13 protein-coding genes are annotated in these 16,355 nt (G+C 72.9%); 6 read left to right on the forward strand and 7 right to left on the reverse strand.

Annotated elements, in window-relative coordinates:
• Positions 1-240: 240 nt before the first annotated feature.
• From Voc01_RS27000 to Voc01_RS27010, 3 genes are all read right to left on the reverse strand, one after another.
• Positions 241-1,065, reverse strand: a complete 825-nt coding sequence (locus Voc01_RS27000) for an MBL fold metallo-hydrolase (RefSeq protein WP_203930366.1) — start codon at positions 1,063-1,065, stop codon at positions 241-243.
• Positions 1,019-1,582 carry a dihydrofolate reductase family protein gene (locus Voc01_RS27005; protein WP_239160511.1) on the reverse strand — a complete coding sequence of 188 codons (564 nt, stop codon included), beginning with the start codon at positions 1,580-1,582 and terminating at the stop codon, positions 1,019-1,021. Before Voc01_RS27005 ends, Voc01_RS27000 begins: the two co-directional genes overlap by 47 nt.
• Positions 1,583-1,660: 78 nt before the next feature.
• Positions 1,661-4,750 (reverse strand): DUF4132 domain-containing protein, encoded by a 3,090-nt coding sequence (locus Voc01_RS27010; RefSeq protein WP_203930367.1) that lies wholly within the window; start codon positions 4,748-4,750, stop codon positions 1,661-1,663.
• Between the two features lie 115 nt (positions 4,751-4,865).
• On the opposite strand from Voc01_RS27010, the gene Voc01_RS27015 reads away from it, so the two are divergent.
• Genes Voc01_RS27015 through pafA form a run of 3 tightly spaced genes read left to right on the forward strand, consistent with a single transcriptional unit; the run spans position 4,866 to position 7,472 of the window.
• Positions 4,866-5,603 carry a GtrA family protein gene (locus Voc01_RS27015; RefSeq protein ID WP_203930368.1) on the forward strand — a complete coding sequence of 246 codons (738 nt, stop codon included), beginning with the start codon at positions 4,866-4,868 and terminating at the stop codon, positions 5,601-5,603.
• A gap of 57 nt (positions 5,604-5,660) precedes the next feature.
• Positions 5,661-6,104, forward strand: coding sequence for a hypothetical protein (locus tag Voc01_RS27020; protein ID WP_203930369.1), 444 nt, complete (start codon positions 5,661-5,663; stop codon positions 6,102-6,104).
• Positions 6,105-6,113: 9 nt separating this feature from the next.
• On the forward strand, positions 6,114-7,472 hold the full coding sequence (gene pafA / locus Voc01_RS27025; RefSeq protein WP_203930370.1) for a Pup--protein ligase: 1,359 nt from the start codon (positions 6,114-6,116) through the stop codon (positions 7,470-7,472).
• 3 nt (positions 7,473-7,475) lie between these two features.
• Here pafA and Voc01_RS27030 read toward each other — a convergent pair whose 3' ends face one another.
• From Voc01_RS27030 to Voc01_RS27040, 3 genes are all read right to left on the reverse strand, one after another.
• Positions 7,476-8,183, reverse strand: a complete 708-nt coding sequence (locus Voc01_RS27030; RefSeq protein WP_203930371.1) for an SDR family NAD(P)-dependent oxidoreductase — start codon at positions 8,181-8,183, stop codon at positions 7,476-7,478.
• Between the two features lie 604 nt (positions 8,184-8,787).
• Positions 8,788-9,993, reverse strand: a complete 1,206-nt coding sequence (locus Voc01_RS27035) for a PucR family transcriptional regulator (RefSeq protein ID WP_239160512.1) — start codon at positions 9,991-9,993, stop codon at positions 8,788-8,790.
• Between the two features lie 118 nt (positions 9,994-10,111).
• Positions 10,112-11,080, reverse strand: a complete 969-nt coding sequence (locus tag Voc01_RS27040; protein WP_203930373.1) for a helix-turn-helix transcriptional regulator — start codon at positions 11,078-11,080, stop codon at positions 10,112-10,114.
• Positions 11,081-11,166: 86 nt separating this feature from the next.
• Here Voc01_RS27040 and Voc01_RS27045 point away from each other — a divergent pair, with 86 nt between their 5' ends.
• Positions 11,167-12,279 carry an epoxide hydrolase family protein gene (locus Voc01_RS27045; RefSeq protein ID WP_203930374.1) on the forward strand — a complete coding sequence of 371 codons (1,113 nt, stop codon included), beginning with the start codon at positions 11,167-11,169 and terminating at the stop codon, positions 12,277-12,279.
• A gap of 6 nt (positions 12,280-12,285) precedes the next feature.
• Here the strand turns inward: Voc01_RS27045 and Voc01_RS27050 are convergent, their stop codons facing one another.
• The gene (locus Voc01_RS27050; protein WP_203930375.1) at positions 12,286-12,831 is read right to left on the reverse strand and encodes a Uma2 family endonuclease; all 546 of its coding nucleotides are present in this window, start codon (positions 12,829-12,831) and stop codon (positions 12,286-12,288) included.
• A gap of 494 nt (positions 12,832-13,325) precedes the next feature.
• On the opposite strand from Voc01_RS27050, the gene Voc01_RS27055 reads away from it, so the two are divergent.
• Both Voc01_RS27055 and Voc01_RS27060 read left to right on the forward strand, forming a co-directional pair.
• Positions 13,326-13,937, forward strand: a complete 612-nt coding sequence (locus tag Voc01_RS27055; RefSeq protein WP_203930376.1) for a hypothetical protein — start codon at positions 13,326-13,328, stop codon at positions 13,935-13,937.
• Positions 13,938-13,978: 41 nt separating this feature from the next.
• On the forward strand, positions 13,979-16,354 hold the full coding sequence (locus Voc01_RS27060; RefSeq protein WP_203930377.1) for a helicase HerA-like domain-containing protein: 2,376 nt from the start codon (positions 13,979-13,981) through the stop codon (positions 16,352-16,354).
• Position 16,355: the final 1 nt, after the last annotated feature.

A 16,355-nucleotide genomic window follows, 5' to 3' on the forward strand; every position in this document is an offset into this window, starting at 1 on the left:
GAGGGTCACCGGACGGGGCGAGACGAGGCGGATCGTGACCAGGGCGACCACCGTCAGTGCCGCGCAGGCGACGAAGACCGCGCGGTATCCGAGTGAGGTGAGGGCGGCGGTGCCGATGAGCGGTCCCGACAGGATGGCGCCGACGCGCCGGGTGTTGGGTGTACAGACCGCAGCCGACCTCCGCCGCCGACGGGACGAGGAGCCGTTTCACCCGCAGACGCTAGAGCGGCCCGCGGCGGGTCAGGGAGGGTCTGCCGTTACCCCCGTCGGTCGACTGTCCCGGAGGTAGGTGTCGATCAGGTCGTGCAGCCGGTCGCGGCCGAAGCTGGGCTCGTGGCCGGCGTGGGTCACGGTGACGGGTAGTTCCCGCAGGCGGCGCAGGGAGTCCGCGTACCGGGCGGGGTCGCCGCCGGTCAGGTTGTCGAGGAGGACGTCGTCGTAGACGACGTCGCCGCTGAACAGGGTGCCGCCGGCCGGGTCGAACAGGGCGATGCTGCCCGGGGTGTGGCCGGGCAGGTGCAGCACGGTCAGGCTCCGGTCGCCGAGGTCGATGGTGTCGCCGTCGGTGAGGTACCGGGTGACCGTGGCGGGCGGCACCCGGTAGGTCGCCGGGTCGTACCCGTCGTGGGGGCGGGCCGTGACGAGCAGGTCGGGCGGCGACCAGTCGAGGCCGACCTCGGCGGCCAGCGTCGGACCGTGCAGCGAGCCCGGTGCCGGGTCGTCCACCCGTTCCAGCGGGTGCGCCCAGACCTCGGCGAACTCGTGTGCCGATCCCATGTGGTCCAGGTGGCCGTGGGTCAGGACCAGGACCGGCTCGCGGCCGAAGCGGTCGAGCAGAACTGGCGCCAGCGCGCTGACGCCCGTTCCGCAGTCGACTAGCAGGTCGTGGTCGCGGCCGCGCAGGTGCCAGAGGTTCGCGCGGAGCAACGGGTGGACGTGGGGTTCCGTGACGAGCGTGGTGCGTTCGTCCACAGTGGACACCTCGAACCACGGTGCCGCCACCGGCGTGGGCGCTGCGTCACCGCGGCGCACGACACCGTCGGTGGCCGGTTCGTCGACAGCCATGTACCCATGATGCCGGAGGTGCCGACGACCTTCCCCACACCCGTGAACGAACGTCAGACGCGGGGCGTGGGCCGGTACACGAGTTCCTGGGTGCGCCCGTCGAGGGTGCGGCTCTCGAGCAGTTCAGCGACGGGCTCGCCTGCGAGCGCAGCGGGATGTCCGACTCCTCCTTGAGGCGCGTGACGATGTCGACGGCGTCGCCGCTGACGATCGTCGCGTCGGGCCAGCCGAGGGTGTCGCGCAGCGTGGACGAGATCACGGTCGCCGGTGACCGCATCGTGCGGACGTTCCACTCGTGCAGGGTGTGTGGATCGAGGCCGGACGTCATGATCTCCGCGTTCTCCCGGAACGTGGCGGCCCCGAAGACCATGCGCTGCGGGGTGTCGAACAGCGCGGCGCGGTGGGCGAGGAGTTCAGGGCCCTCCTTGCCCCAGTAGCCGCCCCAGTCGCCCGGCGGGGCGTAGGAGCCGTACCCGTCGAGCGTGGAGAAGACGTCCCAGGTGTAGGTCGCGGTCATGTCGGTTCCCTTTCTCTGCTGGTTCCACCCGTGCCACGAACGACCGACGGCCGATCCGACACCGGCCCCGGACCTCTTTCAGCCGGTGACGGCTTCGAGGTCGCGGATGGTCTCCGAGAGCACCACCGGGTCGAGGTCGCCGGCCGGGCGGAGGTCGACCGAGGTGACCGTCTGCACGGGCTCCGCCTCGACGGCGCCGGCGAGGATGCCCGGGGCGACGACGAGCACCGCGGTGGTGCCGTCGGGCAGGGTGCGGCTGAGGCGGTTCTGCCGGCCGCCGTCTCCCGCGGCCTCCCGGTCCCAGCCGCGGCGTTCCAGGCCGAGCAGGCGCACGCTCCGCACCGTGCGGCCGGTGAAGCGGACCAGGGTGCCGCCGCGCTCCCCGGCCAGCGGCTCGTACACGTCGCGCCGCAGCTGGGGGAACGGCTGCAGGATGTCGTAGTCGGCGAACACGTTCGTCCACGCGGCCAGGTCCGGGCCCAGGTGCAGCGGGTGCGCGACCGACACCGTCGCCTCCTCCGGCAGGTCGCGGGCGTCGTCGGCGGCGTCGGCGAACGTGCGGTCCTCGGCCACCCGGAACGAACCGGTGCCAGCGTCGTCGTGGACCAGCCAGACGAGCCGGCGTACCAGGTGCACCAGCAGCGGATGCGCGAGGAACAGCTGGCGGAACTCGGCGACCGGCCACCGGCGCCGACCGACCATCGCCGACTCCAGCCGGCGGAGCTGGTCGGCCGCCACGGTCCGCACGTCCTTCTTCAGGGCGGTGAACCGCTGGTGCGCACCGGGCGCGAGCGCCGGGTCGTCGGTGGCGCCGGGCTTCGGCAGGTCCGCGCGCCGCGTTCCGGCCTCGTCGAGGACCACCGGACGGAGCTGTTCGTCGAAGGTGACGGTGAACCGGCGGGATCCGTAGTCGAGCACGAGGCTGCCGTGCGGGTCGAGCCCGAGGTCGGGGACGAGCCGGTCGGCGAGCTGCTCCGGGGACAGGCCCCGGTCGGCGGCCACCTGCCCGACCCTCGTCGTCGCGTGGTCACGCAGCGTCCTCGACTTCGCCGTCTGCGCGATGCCGTGCAGGTGCAGCAGGGCCACCTCGGTGCCGATCGCGACGAGCGCGTCGAGGCCGGCGGCCGCCCGGCTCATGCCACCCTCGCCGGGCCAGGCCCGGATCACCGGCGTGAGGCGGCGCACCGTCTCGTCGTCACCGAGCAGGCCCAGCGCGTCGAGCGCCCAGCTGTCCTTCGACGGTGACCCCGACGCCCGCCACGACCGGAACAGCGACCACGCGAACTCCGCCAGGTCGCCCTGGTCGCACGCCTGCCGTACCTGGTCGAGGCCCGCGTACGCGTCGTCGAGGCGCGAGATCGCCAGCATCGTCACGACGTGTGCGGCGGCGGTCGCGGGCAGGGCGGCGCCGGCCGTCAGCCGCACCCGGGGGAACGCGGCCGGGTCGACCCACCCGGGCGCGGCCGGCATCCGGGGCGGGAGCAGGTCGACCGGGTCGACGGCGAGCAGCGCGTCCACCGCCTCCGCCACGCCGGGTCCGTAGGTGGCCGCGGCCGCGCTCACGCGGTCCCGTCGGCCCGTCGCGGCGAGACCCCGCAGCGTCCGCTCGGCCCGGCGCCGCGCGGGCCCGGGCGGTGACAGAGCCAACGGGACCAGCGTGCGCCCGGCCAGCGCGGCGTGCCGGACCAACCAGGCCTCGGCGACGGCGCGGACCGACCGCAGCCGGCTGTACCAGTCGGCCATGAGGACGGCGATCTCCGGCGACGCGAACGGCAGCAGCGCGCCGGCGGCGGTGGCCGGGGTGCGCCGGGCGACGTCGAGCAGCGCGGGCAGCGCGTCGAGCTCGAAGCGCGCCGCGATGGCGGGCGTCCAGCGCTCGGCCCACCGCCTCGGCGGCCGCCAGGTGGCGATCAGGGGCCGTGCCAGCTCCTTGGGGGCGTCGCGGAGGAACTCCGCCTGCCCGTACCCGGACAGGTCGCCGGCACGGAAGCGCTCCGCCTGCTCGTCCCACCACGACGAGGGCCAGGCGTAGCGGGTCGTCGCCATCGACGTCAGCCAGCGGTCGCGTTCGCCGGGCAGCCACCCGACGCTCGGCGGCTCGTCACAGCTGAGACCCTCGACGACGACGGGGCGGGTGGCGGCGCGTTTGCGCAGCCACGGCGGGTCGGCGAGCACGGGTGGCAGGTCGACGGATGTGAGGGCTGCTTCGGTGACGAGCGGGCGCGCCGACCGGCGGGTGACCTCCAGGATGGCGGGCCGGACGAGCTTGTGGTGCCGGCCGTCCGCGCGGTCGCGCAGGAGCCGCAACGGCCGGTCACCGGGCAGCGCGGCCAGCATCGACACGGCGCGGCGTCGCATGTCGGCGCGCATGTCGCGGTGGTCGATCCAGTGGGCGAGGACGTCGGCGGCCGCGGGTCCCATCGCGTCGACGACCGTGGCCAGGGTCTGCGGGGTGAACGCCTGGAAGTCGACCATGAGGTTGTCCGCGATGATCGGGTACTGCCCGGGGGTCGACACGGTGTACAGGAGCGTCGTGGCGAGCTCCGCGTCGACGGTGGCCGCGACGGCGTGGCAGTCGTCGGTGACCCGGTCGGCGCGCGTCGGAACGAGGAACGACGTCGCGACGCGCTGCGCCAGGTGGTCCTTCCGCCACGCCCCGAGGGCGGCCGTGACCTCGGCGTAGACCTCGTCGGACGCGGCGGCGAGGTAGGCCCGCACCCGGCCGGCGATGCGACGCGCGCGGTCCCGCCGACCGGGACCCATCACGCCGGGCTCCGTCCACTGCAGCTTGTCGCGCCCGGTCACCGCCAGCACCGTGACCGACGCTTCCGCGGCGAACACCGGCCCGTGCTCCAGGAGCCAGGAGTCGGCGAACGGGGCGGCCAGGTCGGGGTCCTGGCGGCGGCCCCACCCTGCGAGGAACGCGACCGCGCCGGCGCCGACGGCGGCCCGCCGGCCGTCGAGGTATGCCGTTCCGGCCTCCCGGAGGTCCGGGTCGGACCGGTCGAGGTGGTTCCGGATCGCGTCGTCGCGGTCGGCCAGGAAGCGCGCCACCTGTGCCGCGGCGTCCGGAACCGGCGTGACCGGCGCGATCCCGACACTGCCGCGCCGCGGAATTCGGCCGCGCCGCACGGCGGCCGGTGGAGTCCACGGGTCCTCGTCGACCACTGGTGCTCCTTCCACGCCTGGCCGGGCGTAAGGGTCAGCGCTGCTGACGTGCGCTGAGCGTACGTGTCAGCGCGCTGTGCGGGTGCTGTCAGCCCCGCTGGCGATAGTCGGCGTCATGAGGTCGTTCGCCAGGTTCGTTCTGCTCGGCGGCGGTGTCGGGCTCCTGTCCAGCGCCGCGGTGCCGGTGGCGGCGACGTCGATGCCGTGGGTGGTCGCGAATGCGCTGGTCACCATCGCGTCCACCCTGCTCGGCACGGAGCTCCACGCCCGGTTCACGTTCGGCGCCGGGCGCTGTGCGCAGTGGCACCAGCACGTGCAGTCCGCCGGCTCGGCCGTCGTCGCTTACCTGGTCACGTCGGTGGCCGTCCTCGGTCTGCACGCGCTGCAGCCGGCCGCCGGCATGCGGTGGGAGCAGGCGGTCTACCTCGGCGCGTCGGCGGTGGCCGGAACCGGCAGGTTCCTCGTGCTGCGCCTGTACGTGTTCACGCGGCACCGCGGCACCGCACCCGCGGTCGACGCGACCCCCGAGCGGCCCGCGGACCACGGTCACCCGTCGCGCGTCACCACGTCACCCACGCCGACGCGGAACGTCGTGCGGCCACGGTCGTCACCGATCTCGAAGTGCAGCCGCACGAGGACCGACGGAGCACCGTCGCCGTCGACGCCGCGGCCGAGAACGTCGCACGGGATCTCCAGTTCGACGGGCAGCTCGACGTCCGGCGTCGACGCGAGGTCGAGAACGGGTGCCTTGTCGACGATCCCGACGACCGTGCCGTCCGCCTCGCGCAGCTCCACCTCGACCGTCCCCGGAAACCCCCGGTCGGCCCATCGCGCCGCCCTGACCCGCACGTAGTCCACCCCGCACACGGTAGGCGGTCCGCGTCCCGGTGATGTGGTTGAATCTCCGCTCGTGTCCCCGCGCCCCGAGCTTCCCCGCGTCGTGGATCAGCTGCGCATCCTGCTCTGGCTGCAGACGCACCTGACGCTCGTCGGCCTGCTCGTCGTGGTCGTCGTGGTCGGGTACCTCACCAACGAACGCGGCCTGCACCTCAGCGAGGAGCAGAACACCGGGTTCTTCACCGCCCTCGGCCTGCTCGCCGGCACCGCCGCGGTGCTCGCGCTGTGCGCCACGCTGATGCGCCGCCGCTGGTGGTGGGTGTACGTGCTGATCGCCGCCGTCGAGGTGACGGCCGTCGTCGCCGTCGGGTACGGGCTGACCCGGGGCCACCTCGTGACGAGCCTGGGGCTGGTGCTGTACGTGGCGCTGGTCGCCTGGGTCGTCGTCGACCTCGTTCACCCGGAGGTTCGGACGTTCATGTTGTCGAGGGCGGGCACGCGGGCCGGTAACCGCTAACGTCGGTACATGGACCGGCGCATCTTCGGGCTCGAGACCGAATACGGGATCACCGCCACCTACCGAGGCCAGCGTCGTCTGTCGCCCGACGAGGTGGCCCGCTACCTGTTCCGCCGCGTGGTCACGTGGGGACGTTCGAGCAACGTCTTCCTGCGTAACGGCGCACGTCTCTACCTCGACGTGGGCTCGCATCCGGAGTACGCGACGCCCGAGTGCGACTCCGTGGCCGACCTCGTGGTGCACGACCGGGCCGGTGAGCGGATCCTGGAGGGGCTGCTCGTCGACGCCGAGAAGCGGCTGCACGACGAGGGCATCGCCGGCGACATCTACCTGTTCAAGAACAACACCGACTCGGCCGGCAACTCCTACGGCTGCCACGAGAACTACTCGGTCAGCCGGAACGGCGAGTTCGGCCGGCTCGCCGACGTGCTGATCCCGTTCCTGGTCACTCGGCAGCTGATCTGCGGCGCGGGGAAGGTGCTGCAGACGCCGCGGGGAGCGGTGTACTGCCTGTCGCAGCGGGCCGAGCACATCTGGGAGGGTGTGTCGTCGGCGACGACGCGGTCGCGCCCGATCATCAACACCCGCGACGAGCCGCTCGCCGACGCCGAGCGGTACCGTCGCCTGCACGTGATCGTGGGCGACTCGAACATGAACGAGGTCACCACGCTGCTGAAGGTCGGCAGTGCCGACATCGTGCTGCGGATGGTCGAGGCCGGCGTCGCGATGCGCGATCTGACCCTGGAGAACCCGATCCGGGCCATCCGCGAGGTCAGCCACGACGTCACCGGCCGCCGGAAGGTGCGGCTGGTCGACGGCACGGAGCTGTCCGCGCTGGAGATCCAGCGCGAGTACTTCGAGAAGGCCACCGCGTTCCTCGACCGGCGCGGCGTCGACGAGGTGACCAGGCGGGTCCTGGACCTGTGGGGCCGGGTGCTCGCCGCGGTGGAGTCCGGCGACCTGGACGACATCGAGCGCGAGATCGACTGGGTGACCAAGCTGCGCGTGATCGAGCGCTACCAGCGCCGCCACGACCTCAGCCTGTCGCACCCGCGGATCGCGCAGATGGACCTGGCCTACCACGACCTGCGCCGCGGCCGGGGCCTGTACGGGCTGCTCGAGCGGCGCGGCGCGGTCGAGCGGGTCGCTACCGACGTGGGGATCTTCGAGGCGAAGGAGACCCCGCCGCAGACCACACGGGCGCGCCTGCGCGGCGAGTTCATCCGCCACGCCCAGGAGCGCCGCCGCGACTTCACGGTCGACTGGGTGCACCTGAAGCTGAACGACCAGGCGCAGCGCACCGTGCTGTGCAAGGACCCGTTCCGCGCCCACGACGAACGCGTCGACCGGCTCATCGCCAGCATGTGACGGTCAGGAACCGGGGCGTAACACCACGACGTGCCCGCGGAGGTCGTCGTCGCGGATCAGGTCGACCACCGCGTCGGTGAGTACCGGCAGAGGTATCGGAGCCGGACGGGCCGCCCGCTCGGCGGCGGTCATCGCCGCGAGCTCGGCCTCCGCCCGTGGAGTTCGTACCCAGTCGGGCACCACGCACGTGAACCGGACGTCCGCCTCCGCCATGGCGGTGGTGAACCGGATGAGCCCGGCCTTCGCCGCCGCGTACTCGGGCCACCCGTAGGGCGTGTCGTCGAGACCGGCGGTCGAGGCGATGTTGACCACCACCCCGCCGCCGGCCGACAGCGTCGGCAGGGCGACCTGGGTGGCCAGCATCGGTGCGCGCAGGTTGAGGTCGAGTACCCCGGACCACTGCGCGGCCGTGGCATCCGGATAGCGGGCCGTGGGCTGCCCGCCACCAGCGTTGTTGACCAGGATCTGCACACCACCGAACCGCCGCACCGCGACCTCGACGAGCCGACGCACCTGGGCGTCGTCACACAGGTCGGCGGTCACCGTCACCGCGACCCCGCCGGCATCCTCGACCATCCGCAGCGTCTGCGTGCACGCCGCGATATCGGCGAGCACGAGCCGCGCACCGTATCCGGCGAGCCGGCAGGCGATCGCCTGCCCCGTTCCGGCCGCGGCGCCGGTGACCACCGCCACCCGACCATCGATCTCCATGCGGTCACCCTCGCACAGACCCCCTGACAGTTCGTTGATTCACATGCGGTTGTGGCGTCACGGCGCGTTGCGGGATGTCCCGTCGTTGCGGACCGACCGTGTCGGCCGGTGTTGATCGAGGAGGAACGGGCCTGCCCTGGCAACCCCTTTCTTCCTCGATCACCGATATCGGTGACCGGGTGATGTTTCCCCAGCCATGGCGATGTTGGACTTCCGTACACGTCATGGCATGTCTGGAAGGCCAAGATCGGGCCGGGGCACGCTCGTTCCTCGACCGGCGATCAAGGCGATCGGGCGGCGCGTCCCGGGCCGGTGTAAGCGCCGGGGGCGCCGGACCCGCTCCCGGGTTCGACCGTCACAGCCCGCGGAGCGGGGCACGTCGTCGCGCGGTGCGGCCACGCACCACGGGTCGGGGGGATGTGCCCGTCGTGCGCTGCCGTCGCGGTCGAGGCCCCGCGGCGATCGCCACTGTGCCGGCCGGCAGGAAAGGTGTGCGGGTCCGGCGCCTCGTCGATGCTGTCTCGCCGGCCGGCGAGCTGACAGGTCCACGGCTCACAACGTCGCGGGCGAATCGTTGCCGGCCACCGGCAAGACGGCCGGGTTCTCAACCGGCGGAGGACAACGGCTTCGCGGGCCATTCGAGTGCCCGGGCCCCCAGCACCGCGGCCTGGAGCGTGAACCGGTGTCCGGGGTCGGCCGGGTCGTAGCCGATGAGTGTGCGGATCCGCTCCAGCCGGTAGGTGACCGTGCGCACCGACACGTGCAGCCGTTTCGCCGTCTCGGTGGCGACGCCTCCGGTGCTGAAGTAGACCTCCATGGTGTCCAGCAGCGGCTTGGGGCCGCCGCGGGCCAGAATCAGCGGGCTCAGGACGGCGCCGACCAGGTCGGCGATGGCCGGCTGGTCGCGGAGCAGCACCCGGAACACGAGCAGGTCGTGCGCCTTGACCACCGGATCGGTCATGTGCAGCCGTTCGGCCATGAGCAACGCGTCGCGCGACTCCTCGTAGGAGCGGGCGATCCCGTACACGCCCGGATGCGGCCGGCCGACCGAGATGCGCCAGGGCCGGCCGTGGCGAAGCCGGTTCAGCTCGTCGTGCATGAGGTGTCCGAGACCGGTGTCGGCGGTCCCGGCCGGCGCGATCACGACGAGCAGCCCGTCCTTGGCGGCGACGAGCACGTCACGGTCGCCGAGCCGGTCGAACACGACCGCCTCCAACGAGTTGATGGCGGCGGCGGTGTCCGGCAGCCGCCGGGCGGGTGCGGCCAGCGCGACCTGGTGCACGCGGGCCAGCTCGAGCCCGAACGGTTCGGCCCGCTCGACCAGGGCGCCGAGGTCGGAGTCGCCGCGCAGCAGGTCGTCGACCAGCTCGCGGCGTCGCGTCTCCTCGCGCCGTACGAGGTCGCGCCGCGCGACCGCGTAGCCGTCGGCGAGCGTGGCGACCGCGTCGTCGACGACCTGCAGCACCGCCGCGGCCGCCTCGCGCACCGCCTCCTGGTCGCGGTGACCGACGACCGTGGGCAGGTCCTGCCACAGCCGCCGCGCCGCCGACAGGTACAACTGCACCACCTGACCGGCGGAGATGCCCTGTTCAGCGGCCCGGCGGCCGAGCAGGCCGACGGCGTCGAGGTCGACGCGTCGGGGCCGGCGTCCGCTGACGGCGGCGTCGGCCAGGAGCGGCAGGTAGTCGCCGAGCAGTGCCGCCGGGGCGTTGCCGGCGTCGCGGGCGGCCGCGGCGGCGACGTCGACCAGCCACTGCTCCGCCGGGCGCTCGACCGCCGGTCCGCGTCGGCGCCTGCTGGTGTTGGTCACGGGACTCGCCTCCCACCGGCATCGAGACGTCATCGACGTACTCGACTGGCCTTCCGACGGTCGGCAGCGATGGCCGGTCGACGTTGCCAGCCGCTGCCGATGATCCCACAGGCGGTCCCTACAGGGCGTCCGCGCCGTCGGCGGCCCGCTGGTAGCGCCGGGCGATCCGGCGTAACGCGTCGGCCAGCTCGGGCGCGTCGACGATGTCGAAGTCGGCGTCGAGCAGGCCGAGGTGGAGGGCCAGCATCTCGGGGTGGTCGGAGCCGGGCTCGAAGGCGCACCGGTCGTCGCCGAGCGCCGCCACGTCGACCGGTACCGGCAGCCGGGCGCGGACGTGCGCGGCGGGTGCGTGCACGACGACGCGTGCCCGGTAGCGCCAGGTCGCCCGGGACAGCCCGTGCCGTACCCATTCGGCGGTCTCCGCGTCGGGCGGCAGGTCGCGCGGCCGGAACCGCGGCCCGTTCGGGGTGACCGGGTCGACGCGGTCGGCGCGGAAGGTGCGCCAGTCGGCGCGGTCGGTGTCCCAGGCCAGGAGGTACCAGCGGCGCCGGTCGCTGACCAGGCGGTACGGCTCCACGTCGCGTCGGCTGGCGGCGCCGGCGTGGGCGCGGTAGTCGAACCGGAGCCGTTCGTGGTCGCGGCAGGCGGCGGCGATGTGGGTCAGGACGTCGGGGTCCACGCGGGGTTCCGACGACGGGACCGCCAGCAGGTGGGACCCGAAGGCGCTCACCCGGTGGCGCAGCCGCGCCGGGAGGATCTGCTGCAGCTTGGCCAACGCGCGCACCGACGTCTCGCCAAGGCCGGAGATCGGATGGGACGCGGCGGTGCGCAGCCCGATCGCCACGGCCACCGCCTCCTCGTCGTCGAGCAGCAGCGGCGGTAGCGAGCCGCCGGCGCCGAGCCGGTAGCCGCCGGCCACCCCGGGCCGTGCGTCGATCGGGTAGCCCAGGGCGCGCAGGCGGTCGACGTCCTTGCGGACCGTGCGGGTGGTGACGTCGAGCCGGTCGGCGAGCTCGGTGCTGGTCCAGTCGCGGCGGCTCTGCAGGAGCGACAGGAGGCGGAGCAGGCGGGCGGAGGTCTCCAGCATTCGTTCATTGTGCCGCTCGAACTAGGAACGAACCGTTCCGTGATTGTTCCTAGGCTCGCGGTGTCCGACCAACAGAGGAGACCATGATGAACCCGTTCCGCGTGGAGATCCCGCAGGCCGACGTCGACGACCTGCGCCGCCGGCTCACCGACGTACGCTGGCCGGCCGCGCTGCCCGACACCGGCTGGACCCGCGGGGTCCCGCTGGACCACCTGAGGGAGCTCGCCGACTACTGGCGCACCGGGTTCGACTGGCGGGCGCGCGAGGCCGAGCTCAACCGGTACCCGCAGTTCACCACCGAGATCGACGGTCAGCGCATCCATTTCCTGCACGTGCGCTCGGACCGGCCCGACGCGAAGCCGCTTCTCGTCACCCACGGCTACCCGAGCTCGGTCGCGGAGTTCCTGACGTTGATCGGGCCGCTGGTCGACCCGGCTGAAGGACAGGCGTTCCACGTCGTCGCGCCGTCGCTGGCCGGCTACGGGTTCTCCACGCCGTTGAGCGGAACCGGTTGGACGATGGGGCGTACCGCGCGGGCGTGGGTCGAGCTGATGCGCCGGCTCGGCTACGAGCGGTACGGCGTGCACGGTGGCGACATCGGTGGCGGCGTGTCGGGCATGGTCGCCGGTCTCGACCCGGAGCACGTGACCGGCGCGCACGTGGTCACCGACCCGTTCACCGCCGCGGCCGTGGCCACCTTCATTCCCGGCCTGGCCGACCGGCTCGACGGCGACGACCCGGTCGACAAGCTGATCCTCGACCGGATCGAGCGGTTCCGCACCGAGGACTCCGGCTACCTGGCAATACAGAACACCCGTCCGCAGACGATGGGCTGCGGCCTGGTCGACTCGCCGGTGATGCAGCTCGCCTGGATCGCCGAGAAGTTCGAGGAGTGGACCGACCTCCCGATCGACCGCGACCAGCTGCTGACCACCGTCAGCCTGTACTGGTTCACCGGCGCCGGCGCCTCCGCCGCCCACACGCTCTACGACCAGGCCCACTCCGCCGACTGGGGCGCCCCGCCGGTCGTCCCGCAGGGCTTCGCGGTGTTCGGCGCCGACGAGACCGTGCGCCGGCTCGTCCCCGCCCCCGCCGACGCCCACTGGACCGAGTTCCCGCGCGGTCGCCACTTCCCGGCGATGGAGGCGCCGGCGGAGCTGGCCGCCGACCTGCGGACGTTCTTCGGCCCGCTCACCTGACCGGCGCTACGGCGCGATCAGTTCGTCGACGGCGAGGCTGGATCCGGCGTAGCGAACCGGAATCTCCTCGCCCGGCCGATGCTCGATCCGCGTGCGGTAGCCGGTGGGGATCGGGTCGACGTGCTCGTAGATCGCCTGCTGGGTGATGACCCAGTAGACGGCGTAACCGGCCTGGCCGTACAGCTTTGCCTTCACGTTGAGATCCTGGATCGTGGTCTCGTCGGCCACCTCGACGACGAGCAGAACGTCGGAGGCGTCCCAGACGGACAGTCGCGTACCGACCGTGCCGACGGGCTCGGCGTCGGCTCGACGGACCCAACAGTCCGGGTCGGGCAACGAACCGCCCGTGGGGAGCGTCGCCGTGGTCACCTTGACCGCGGTACGGGGGAGCAGTGCCAGGAGTTGGCCGACGGCATCGCCGTGCCAGGAACCGATCACCACTGGCCAGATCGCTCCTTCGACGAGTTCCACCCGGTGGTCGAATGCTCCAGCTTCCCAGGCGCGCAGGAACTCGCTCCGACTCCAGTGGTAGGCGAGGGTGGACTGGGACATGGGCCGATCGTATCAACGGGGGCGACCGGCGGAGGCTCAGTCGCCGGGCGGCGAAGTCCTGCAGGTCGGCGAGGCCGTCGGGCACCGGCTCACCGCGGGGTCGCGCTTACCGCGGTCCGCGGTTCAGGTCGGAGGTCTCGTGTTGGCAACCATCCGCTCACCAGGGGGATTGTGGTTTGCCGATGAATGGTGCTTCCGGCAGGCTGGCGACCGTTCCCGCCGCGGATGGTGCGGAGGGGACGTCGATGTCGCTTGACGGGGGAAACGTGATGACCATGGGCTCCGACGCGTCCGGGCCGAACCAGGGGTGGCCACCTCAACCTCAGCCGTCCTACGGCCCGCCGGGCCACTATCCGCCGCAGCCGTCGGGCTACCCGCCACAGCAGCCGGGCCCGCCGCCGGGCCCGCCACCCGGCTTTCCACCGCCGGGCTCGCAGCCGCCCGGCTTCCCACCGCCGGGTCATCCGCCGCCGCCGTCCGGCGGTCGTCGCCGGATGTTGCTGGTCGGGGGTGGGATCGGGCTGGTGGTGCTGGCCCTGTTGTGTGTCACCGTGACGATCGTCGTCACGGCCGGCGGCGACGAGGACCCACCGCCGAAGGCGGACCAGGCGACCGGGCGGCCCGGCGCGGTCACCTACAAGGTCGTGCCGGACCTGTGCGTGCTCATCGACACGGCTCCCTTCAAGCAGGTGTATCCGGTGGAACAGGAACGGCGGCCGACCACCCTGCCCGGGCAGTCCTTCACGTCGGTGAGCTGCGACGTCGGGGTCAGCTCCGGTAAGGGCGACTTCGACGGGGGCACGGTGCGCGTCCAGGTCGACATCTTCGGCGCGGACAGCGCCGCCGACGGTCCCCGACGATCGTTCGACGGTCAGCAGAAGTACGCCCGCGACAAGGGCGTCCCGACGACGGACGTTGCCGGGCTCGGACAGGCCGCGTTCTCGTACACGGAGAAGTCGCTGGGCCTCTACGTCATCGCCCGCGACGACAACCTGTGGCTGCGGGCCAACTTCGGGGTGCTGGGTGACGTGACGGCCAAGGCCGAGGACCTGATCGCCCGCCTGGTCAAGGTCTGTCAGGACGTGCTGCCCAAGCTCAAGACGTAGCGACGGCCTACCGGGCGGTCCGCGGCCGTAGTGTGTCCAGCGTGGTTGACCTGTTCATCGGCGAGAACATCACCGCCGAGCACCAGCGCGGCGGCACCCGGGTGGCGCTGCCCACCGCCGACTTCACGACCCACGGCGTCATCGTCGGCATGACCGGTTCCGGCAAGACCGGCCTCGGCGTGGTGCTGGTCGAGGAGGTGCTGCGCTCCGGCGTCCCGTGTCTGTTGATCGACCCCAAGGGGGACCTCACCAACCTCCTGCTCACGTTCCCGGACCTGGCACCGGCCGACTTCCGGCCCTGGGTGAACGCCTCCGACGCGCAGAAGGCGGGCCAGAGCCTCGACGACTTCGCCGCCGCGCAGGCGAAGACGTGGACCGACGGGCTCGCCGGATGGGGCCTCGGCGGAGCCGACATCAGCGCGCTGCGCGCCGCGACGTCGTTCACGATCTACACGCCAGGGTCGACCGTCGGCGTCCCGCTGAACCTGGTCGGCTCGCTGCGCGCGCCGACCGGCACCGCCGACGCCGAACTCGTCCACGACGAGATCGAAGGCTTCGTGACCGGCCTGCTCGCGCTCGTCGACATCGACGCCGACCCGCTGTCGTCGCGCGAACACATCCTGCTGTCCAACCTCATCGACACGGCCTGGCAGCAGGGCCGCGACCTCGACCTGCCCACACTCGTCGGCCAGGTGGCCGACCCGCCGGTGCGCAAGCTCGGCGTCTTCGACCTCGACACGTTCTTCCCGCCCCGCGACCGCATGGACCTCGCGGTGCGGCTCAACGGGCTGCTGGCGTCGTCGTCGTTCGCCGCCTGGTCGCAGGGCGTCCCGGTGGACCTGGACGCCATCCTGCGACCCGGCGGGAAGCCGGCGGCGGCGATCGTGACCCTCGCGCACCTGTCCGACCAGGAACGCCAGTTCGCCGTCAGCCTCATCCTGTCGAAGCTGGTCACGTGGATGCGGCGCCAGTCGGGCACCACCGACCTGCGCGCCCTGGTCTACCTGGACGAGGTCGCCGGCTACCTGCCACCGACCGCGACGCCGCCGACCAAGAAGCCCATCATGCTGCTGATGAAGCAGGCCCGCGCGTTCGGCGTCGGCGTGGTGCTGGCCACCCAGAACCCCGTCGACATCGACTACAAGGCGCTGACCAACGCGGGCACCTGGGTCGTCGGCCGCCTGCAGACCGAGCGCGACAAGGCGCGTCTGCTCGACGGCATGACCGCCGCGGCCGGAACCGTCGACGTGGCCGCGGTCGGCGACACCATCTCGGGTCTCGGCAAGCGCGAGTTCGTGCTGCGGCGCGCCGGCAAGGACAGGCCGGAGGTGTTCACCAGCCGGTGGGCGATGAGCTACCTGCGCGGCCCGCTCGACCGCGACCAGATCCGCTCGCTCATGTCCGGCCGCGAGGTCGCGCCGCCGGCGTCCGCGGAACCCGCGGCACCCGCGGCGCCCGCGCTGGGTTCGGACGAGACGTCGGTCGTGCCCGAGGTCGCCGCGGACACGCCGGTGCGATGGGTCGACCCGGCCGCGCCGTGGCTGGCGTCGGTCGGCGGGGCCGCCGGCGGTGGGACCCGGTACGAGGCGGCCGCCGTCGCCCGGGTCCGGCTGCGGTTCGACGAGGAGAAGGCCGACCTGGTCGTCGACCAGGAGTGGGAGGCCGTACTGTTCCCGCTCGTCGCGCAGCCCAGCGCGTCCACCGCGGTGGCCGTCGACTACGACGACCGCGACCTGCGCGAGGCCGCGCCCACCGGCGCGGCCTACGCCCTGCCGGCCGCACCCGTGAAGGAGCGCCGGTTCTGGACGGCCATGCGCCGCGACCTCGCCGACCACCTCGTCCGCAGCCGGACGGTGGAGATCTTCGCCAACCGCGACCTGAAGGTCTACTCCCGCCCCGGCGAGACCCGCGACGACTTCCTGCTCCGCTGCACCGCGGCCGCCGACGCGAAGGCCGACGAACAGGCGGCGACGCTGCGCGCGAAGTACGAGGCCAGGGCTAAGACGGTGCGGTCGCGGCTGCAGGACGCCGAGGACCGGGCGGAGCTGGCCCGCGACCGGCAACGGTCCAGCCGCCTCTCCGAGGTGGCGCACGTGGCCGGCGACGTGCTCGGCAGCTTCCTCGGCGGCCGGAGCCGGGCCAGCGCCCTGTCGAAGGCGGCCGGGTCGCTCGGCGGCATCGCCAGCCGTCGCGGACGGTCCAGCGCCGCGTCCGACCGGGTCGACGCCGCCGAGAACAAGGTCGGTCAGCTGCAGCAGGACCTGGCCGACGTCGAGGCCGACCTGGCGCGTGAGCTGACGGCGATCCAGACGGCGTGGGACGCGAAGGCCGCCGCCGTGGAGACCGTCGAGGTCGGGCTGGAGCGGACCGACGTGCAGGTGACCCAGCTCGTGCTCGCCTGGCTCCCGGTCGGCTGAC

This window comes from Virgisporangium ochraceum (assembly GCF_016863655.1).
GTDB lineage: Bacteria > Actinomycetota > Actinomycetes > Mycobacteriales > Micromonosporaceae > Virgisporangium > Virgisporangium ochraceum.